Genomic DNA, 7625 nt, shown 5'->3' with positions numbered 1-7625 from the left:
CTCGGAATCGGTAACCGCGCCCATCCCGTCGTCCTCGACCGCGTCCTCGATCGTCGTCGCGTCGATGGCCGAATCGACGTCGCCCGACTCCGTCGCCGACTGCAGCGCCCGGCGGACGGCGACGTATCCTGCCAGGGCAACCCCTCCGGAAGCGACGGCTCCTGGGATGCCGAAGCGTTTGTACCCGAACGTGACGGCCTTCTTCCCGACGGTGAGTGCGCCAATCATAGCGCTTGTCGTAGCGTCGGCGACGGGAAGAGGTCGGGGCTTTCGTGTGGAGGGGAGTTCGGGACCCCAGCTCGAGCCGGTCGCGCGGCTACGAACCCCTTCCCCTTCGCGGGAACGACCCGTCAGCGAGTCGGACGGAAGTATAAAGATAGTTGAATTTCAAGTAGTATTAGAACATGACGGACCGACCGAACACTCGACGACGGTTCCTCGCGCTGTCCGGAGCGACGATGGTTACCGGCCTGGCCGGCTGTTCCGACTCCGATACGTCCGGGAACGGCGACGATGGGACGGACGAGACGACAAACGGTGACGACGACCCGCCGGAGGACGACCCCGAAGACGAGGGCGACGACGAACCCGAATCGGATGACGAGGAGGAGGAAGACGAGGTCGAGTCTCCCGAACTCGCGCTCGAGACCGAGTACGACAGCCGCGAGGAGTTCGGCCAGCCCGGGGAGGCGTTCGACGACTTCGAGGACGACGAGTGGGAGGTCGTTCGGGGATCCGCGGAGCCCGACGACGAGGTCGCGTTCGAGGGCTCGCAGAGTCTCCGACTCGCCGCCGAGGACGGCGAGGACGTCATCGTCGAGCGGGAGATCGAACCGACGGATCTGACCGACCGGGATCTCTCGCTGGCCGTACGAACGACCACGCCCGAGAACGTGGCGATCGATATCCGCCTCGCGGACGCCTCCGGCGGCTCGACCCACCACCAGCTCCGGTCGGTCTCCTACGGCTCGTCCGACGTCGGCTGGTTCCGCACGAACCCCGGCGCCTTCGAGGAGGGCTCGAGCGGGCTCGAGCGCGACGTCGTCGAGGAGATCCAGCTCATCGTCTACAACACCGGCGACGCGGAGGTGTGGGTCGACGACCTCCGCGTACACGACAAACCCGAGAACGGGTACGTGGTGCTGTGCTGGGACGACGGAACGCCCGACTTCTACGACACCGCGAGTCCGCTCCACGACGAGTACGGCGTCAACGCGGTCCAGTCGGCGGTTCGGCAGTGGACCCAGGGCTCCCGGGACGACGTCATGACCCTCGAGCAGCTACAGGAACGCCAGGACGCCGGCGACCAGATCATCGCCCACGGCAGCCACGTCTTCCTCGAGGACCTCGAGGCGGACCAGCTCAGGGAGTCCCTCGAGGGCGACAAGCAGTGGGCCGTCGACAACGAGCTCCAGGGGGGTCACTATATCACGTACCCGCACAACAGCTTCGATCAGACAGTCCTCGACGTCGCGACGGACTACTACTACGCCGGCGGGTTCAATCAGGCCGGCGACGTCAACCTCACCGGCGTCTACGGCTTCGACCCGCTCGTCCTGCCACGGACGATCGCTCACGACCTCGACATCGCAAAACGGTGTGTCGATCTCGCCGCCGAACACCGCCAGTGTACGATCCTGAACTTCCACGCCTTCGATCAGGAGAGCACGGTGGACGAGGACGACTACGAGGAGCTGCTCGGATACATCGATAGCGAGGACGGGGTCGAGGTTATCGACTTCGACGACCTCTGGAAGCTGCGTCGCGACGGCCACTAGGTTCGCCCGGCCCGGCTACGCTCCGCCGGAGTCCGCGGTCGCCGCGTTGCTCGCCTCGATGAGCTGGATCAGCACGGAGGCGAACAGCGACCCCGAACTCCAGATCGCCGTCTCGCTGCCGTCGTCGTCGACGACGCTCAACAGGATGCTATCGTTGTCGGCAATGGCGATCCGGCCCGATCGCTGGTCGTCCTCGCGGTGTGCCGGCGGGACGGTCGCCGCGACTCCCTCGAGCGCGCCGAGCCGCTCCCGGACCGCGTCGTTTCTGCTGAGAACGACGACCCCGACTCCCGCCGCCGCCCGTTCCTCGAGGGTTCGTTCGATCTCGGGGGTGACGAGTTCCGATAGGCGAGCGCCGAAGACGATCCGATCATCGGCCCCCGAGAGGAGATCGACGACACGGTCGTCGACTCGGCCGCGGCTCCGGACCGTCCAGATGTCCTCCTGGGTCTCCTCGGTCGTCGACTCCCGTTTGACCGAGTCGACGAACTCGAAGGCTCGCTCCCGTTCCCGCTCGAAGCGGTTGCGAAGCGTCTCTTCTGCCTCGTCGATGCTGACCGGGCGGTACCGAATCGGGCTCGACTGCTGGACCTCGAGCAGCCCCCGGTCCTCGAGGCTCTCGGCGACGCTGTACACCTGCGATCTCGGGACGTCGGTGACGCTGGCGACGTCGCGGGCGGTTCCCGACCCCAGCCGGTGGAGCGCGATGAAGACCTTGGCCTCGTAGCTCGTGAGGCCGAGTCGCTCGAACGCGTCGATGGCCTCGCTCTCGTCGTCGGTCACGGTTCGTCCTCCCCTGCGTTCTCCGAGACCGTGTCCGTTTCCATTTCCGTGCCGCCGTCGCTCGCGGCGGGCGTCGTCGATCCCGCCCTCGAGCGATCGAACGAGACGTCCGGGCCGAAGTACCGCGTCCACAGTACGAGCAGCGTCGGCAGCACGATCACGCTCGCGAGGAACGAGTAGATGATCGTCATCCCGGTGATGAGCCCGAACTGCCGCAGCGCGGGCAGGATCGCGAAGACGAGCGTGCCGAAGCCGCCGACGGTCGTCGCGGCGCTGCCCAGCAGCGCGCCCCCGGTTCCCGTCACGGTCGTGTGCATCGCCGACCAGACGTTGCCCTGGCGCTCGAGTTCGAGGGTGTACCGGGCGCTGACGTGGATGCTGTAGGCCACCCCGAGCCCGATGGTGAGACTGGTGATCATTCCCGTCAGCACGTTGAACGGCATCCCGAACAGGTACATCGTCCCCAGGATCCAGCTAACCGCGAACGCGACCGGGAGCAGCGTCACCGCCCCGAGGGTCGCGCCGTTTCCGGTTAGCTTGTAGGCGACCGTCAGGAACGCGAAGACGGCCACGAGCGTGATCATGAGACTCTGGAGGACCGTCTCGAGCAGATCCTGTTCGACGATGTAGTTGACGATCGGATCGCCGGTGGCGAAGGCGTTGAGTTCGCCCTCACCCGCATCCATGTTGCGTTCGTCGCCCGTACCGGCGGCGTCGAGGTCGCCGGCGATGGATCGCAGCTCTGTGGTGACGTCGCCGACGGTGGCGCCGCCGTCGGTCGCGACGATCAGCCGCGCCGACTCGTACTCGCCGTCGGCAGTCCGGTAGATGACGCTGCTGGCTTCCTCCTCGTTGACCTCGAACAGCTCGTCGTACAGCGCCTCGACGTCCTGGTCGGGGACGCCGTCGTTGTTCGTGTCCGCGGCCTGGAACGACTCGTTGAACGACTCGTTTTCGGCTGCGGTGTCCTCCATCACCGACAGCGGCCCCTGAACGTCCGCGTTGCCGTTCGGTAGCGTGTAGACGACGTCACTCTGGGACGCCTCGTCTTGGGTCTCGTCGAGCCGCTGTAAGGCCTCGTCGTCGGTTATATCTCCCTCGACGAGTATCTGGGCCTGCGTGTCCTCGCGCTGGAAGTTGTCGTTGATGTACTCGAGGTCGTCGGCGGCCTGGTACTCGCCGGGCGCCATCGGTCCGGGCAGGTTCTCCGTCCAGCCCGGCGGGCTCTCCGCGAGGAAGTCCTCCTCCTCGAAGCTGGTGTCGACCTGGGTCGCGCCGTAGACGCCGCCCGCCGTGAGCAGGAGTGCGGCGATCAGGACGATCACCGGGATCTTCCGGGCCGCCTCCGAGCCGAGCGTCAGCGCGCTCGTGAACCCGCCCTCGCCAGTACCGAACGCCCGCTTGCGACGGTCCCAGCCCCGAGACTCGAGCAGCGAGTCGATCTCGACCTTCAGCGCCGGAATCAGGCCGCCGAAGATGATCAGCGCGGCGACGATCCCGAACGCGCTGACGACCCCGAACTCCTGGATCGGGGCGATCGGGCTCACGAGGTTCGCGAGGAACCCGATCGCGGTCGTCGCCGTCACCCAGACGAGCGCGACGCCGACGCCGGCCAGCGCGATCGTCATCGAACCGCGGACCGTGCTGGTCTTCCCGTCGGCCTCACGCTGTTCCCGGTGGCGCATAAAGACGTGGATCGCGTAGTCGATCGAGAGCCCGATCAGCAACACGGGCACGGCGATCATCATCTGGTTGAACGCGATCCCCGCCCAGCCCATGAAGCCGAACGTCCAGATCAACACGCCGCCGATGCCGACGACCCCCATGACGATGTCGAGGGGGTCGCGGTAGGCGATCGCCAGCGCGACGACGACGAACAGCAGCGCCAGCGGACCGACGATCGCCAAGCTGTCGCCCATCGAGTTCTCGATCTCGTCGGTGATGATCCCGGCGCCGAAGACGACGTACTCCTGTTCGTCCTGGGTCGCGAGGTCGCGCAGATCGAGCTGGCTCTCGAGGGTCGCGTCCATCTCGCCGCCCATCTCCATCCCGTCGCCGCCGGCCGTCTCCTGGGCGACGATCGTCATCCGGGCGTCGGCCTCGGTCGAGCCGGGCTCGTAGTCCGAGGGCATGAAGCCCAGCGCCGCCCCCTCGTTTCCGTCGTCGTCCTCGTCGAGGACATCCCCGATGAGATCCTCGAACTCCTCGTCGTCCAGGCCCTCGAGGGCCTCGATCTGCTCGTCGAGCGACGGCGTCTCGTCGTCCTCCTCGAACTCGTCCCAGGCCTCCTCGAGCGCCTCGGCGTCGTCCCCGAGCTGTTCGTACTCCTCCTCGAGGACGCCCATCGTCGCGCCGGCGTAGAGTCCCTCGAGAGCCTCGTTCAGCTCCCCGTACTCGGGGATCTCCTCTGGATCGTCCGGCCGCTGCTCGATCGTCCAGCGGTTGGACTCGATCTCGCGGGCCTGGTCGACGAACTCCTCGTACTCCGCGGTCTGGTCGGCGTCGAGTTCGGCCTCGGTCGCCGTCTCCTCGATCGTCGCCTCGATTTCGGCCTCGATCTCCTCGGCCGCCGCGTCGTCGCCGGCCGCCGAGGCCGCCTCGTACTCGCGCTGGAGTTCGAGGACCTCGTCGAGTCCGTCCTCGAGGGTCGTCGCGCGGTCGTCGAGCTCGGACTCCCGTTGCTCGAGTTCCTGCCCGTCCTCCTCGAGTTCCTGTCCGTCCTCCTCGAGCGCGGCGGCGTCGGCCTCGAGCTGTGCGTACTCGTCCTCGAGCACGCCGACGGTCGCGCCGAGCGTCACCTCCTCGAGGTTCCCGGTCAGCTCCTGGTAGCCGGGGGCGCTTTCGGGGTCGTCGCTCGCCTGCTCGATCCCCCATCGGGTGAGGTCGATTCCGAGTGCCTGATCGACGAACTCCTCGTACTCCGCGGTCTGCTCGGCGTCGAGTTCGGCCTCGGTCGCCGCCGCCTCGACCGTCGCGTCGATCTCGTCGTCGGCCTCGGCGACGGCGGCTTCGCCACCCTCGTTTAGCGCGTCGCGCTGGAGGGCGAGCGCCTCCTCGAGTCCGTCCTCGAGGGTCTCGCTGCGCTGCTCGAGGGCGGCTTCGCGCTCCTCGAGTTCCTCGCCGCGTTGCTCGAGTTCCTGTTGCTCCTCCTCGAGTTCGGCGGCGTCTGCCTCGAGAGCCTCGAACTCCTCGGCGAGCACGCCCATCGTCGCGCCGGTGTAGAGCTCGTCGAGGGCCTCGTTCAGCTCCTGGTACTCGGGGAGCTCCTCGGGGGGGAGCTCGGCCTGTCGCTCGAGTGTCCAGCGGTTGGTCTCGACCTCGCGGGCGTCCTCGACGAACGACTCGTACTCGTCGGTCTGGTCGGCGTCGAGTTCGGCCTCGTCGACCGTCTCCTGAACCGTCGCGTCGATCTCCGCCTCGAGTTCGTCGGCGGTCGCCTCGTCGCCGTCGGCCGAGGCTTCCTCGTACTCGCGCTGGAGTTCGAGGACCTCGTCGAGCCCCTCCTCGAGGGTCTCGCTTCGTTCCTCGAGTTCGGCCTCGCGGTCCTCGAGCTCCTCGCCGCGCTCCTCGAGTTCGTCGATCCGCTCGTTCGTGATCGCCGTCATCGCGAGGATGTTCTCGACGCCGGTGATCGGATCGTCCTCGGCGAGCGTCGCGTTGAGCGATTCGTTGTCGTGAATCTCCTGTTGGAACTCGAGCGAGCTGATCAGCGACTCCTGGGAGAGGGCGTTTCCGTCCTCGTTTCTGTGTATCAGCTGGACCGACGTCGTGTTCTCGTCACCCTCGGCGGCGAACTGGTCGTCCATCTCCTCGAGGGCCTCGGCCTCTTCGGACTCGCCCTCGAACTGATCGAGCGAGGAGTCGTCGTCGACCAGCGGTATCCCCGCGCCGGCGAGTGCCGTGGTCAACAGCAACACGACGATGACGATCTTGGAGTACGACGTGACCAGCTCCGAGAGTCGATACGGAAGGCTCATCCCCTCACCTCGGGGGTACGGGCGGATCGGATCGGGAGGGACATTATGTTGTTACGATCCTACAAACTCGCCGCATATACCTGTTCGGATCTCCGAACCCGCCGGCGGTATCGGCGTCGCTGGTCGGGTTGCGCGGCAGAGAGAACGGAATCGGCGTCGAGCGCTACTCGATCGAGACGGTCGTCAGGTCCTCGGCGAAGCGAACGTCGCCGTCGTAGTGGGCGCCGATCGACTCGAGCATCTCCTCGTGACGGCCCTCGGTGTGCGGGTAGAGATGCGTGAGATAGACCCGACCGATCTCCCGGCCGGCGAGTTCGCGACCCAGGGTTTCTGGCGTCGGGTGGTTCGAGACGTCGACGTCGTCGGGGAACGAACAGTCGTGGAGCAAGATCGCGGACCCCTCCGCGAAGTTCGCCAGCCCGGCGAACGCTTCGCTGTCGCCGCTGAAGGTAAAGCGGTCGTCGAACCGGTAGGCCAGACACGGCAGCGAGTGGCGGGTCTCGTAGGCCGAGACGTCGAACCCCGCGATTGAAAAGTCGCCGGGGTGGACCTCCCGGACCTGCAGGTCGAGTTTGTCCTGCATGTACTCGTGGACCTCGAGCAGGCCGTCGACCAGCGACTTGGTACCCTGGGGACCGACGACCTCGAGGTGTTCCTCGCCGGCGAGCCAGCGGGCCTTCATCAGCGGCAACAGGTCGGCGACGTGGTCGAGGTGGTGGTGAGTCAACAGGACCGTCGAGATGCTCTCGTAGCCGACGCCGGACTGCTGGAGCCGGTGGAGGATTCCGGAGCCGCAGTCGACCAGCAGCGTTCGGCCCTCGTCCTGGACGAGGAGCCCGGTCTGGAAGCGTTCGCCCGTGGGCATCGCGCTGCCCGTGCCGAGGAAGGTGACGCGCATATCCGACTCTGGGACCGCACTCCCGATAAGGCTGGCTCTCGGTCGCCGCATCCGTCAGTGATTACTCGCCCGCCCGCGACGCTTCGGTATGCGCGCTGCAGTACTCGAAGCCTACGGCGAGCCCCTGTCGATCGAGTCGGTCGAGGGTCCGGAGCCCGAACCCCACGGCGTCGTCGTCGACGTCGAGGC

General features: G+C 66.9%; 4 protein-coding genes and 1 pseudogene. 1 reads left to right on the top strand and 4 read right to left on the bottom strand.

Annotated features, from left to right (window positions below; all coding sequences use genetic code 11):
• Positions 1–228: pseudogene (locus ACNA7R_RS18170) on the bottom strand (hypothetical protein); the annotation flags it as partial.
• Positions 229–404: 176 nt separating this feature from the next.
• Here ACNA7R_RS18170 and ACNA7R_RS18165 point away from each other — a divergent pair.
• Positions 405–1778: a polysaccharide deacetylase family protein gene (locus ACNA7R_RS18165; protein ID WP_416284933.1), complete on the top strand. Its 1374-nt coding sequence runs from the start codon at positions 405–407 to the stop codon at positions 1776–1778.
• Positions 1779–1793: 15 nt separating this feature from the next.
• On the opposite strand, the gene ACNA7R_RS18160 is transcribed toward ACNA7R_RS18165, so the two are convergent.
• The 3 genes from ACNA7R_RS18160 to ACNA7R_RS18150 all read right to left on the bottom strand — a co-directional run bounded on the left by ACNA7R_RS18160 (position 1794) and on the right by ACNA7R_RS18150 (position 7436).
• Positions 1794–2561: a TrmB family transcriptional regulator gene (locus ACNA7R_RS18160; protein WP_416284932.1), complete on the bottom strand. Its 768-nt coding sequence runs from the start codon at positions 2559–2561 to the stop codon at positions 1794–1796.
• Positions 2558–6538 carry an MMPL family transporter gene (locus ACNA7R_RS18155; protein WP_416284931.1) on the bottom strand — a complete coding sequence of 1327 codons (3981 nt, stop codon included), beginning with the start codon at positions 6536–6538 and terminating at the stop codon, positions 2558–2560. Before ACNA7R_RS18155 ends, ACNA7R_RS18160 begins: the two co-directional genes overlap by 4 nt.
• Before the next feature lie 163 nt (positions 6539–6701).
• Positions 6702–7436 (bottom strand): MBL fold metallo-hydrolase, encoded by a 735-nt coding sequence (locus ACNA7R_RS18150; RefSeq protein WP_416284930.1) that lies wholly within the window; start codon positions 7434–7436, stop codon positions 6702–6704.
• Positions 7437–7625: the final 189 nt, after the last annotated feature.

Source organism: Natronococcus sp. (assembly GCF_047921035.1).
In the GTDB taxonomy this organism is placed as follows: Archaea; Halobacteriota; Halobacteria; order Halobacteriales; family Natrialbaceae; genus Natronococcus.
Note: the sequence above shows the minus strand (reverse complement) of the source record. Positions and strands in the feature narration are given on the sequence as shown.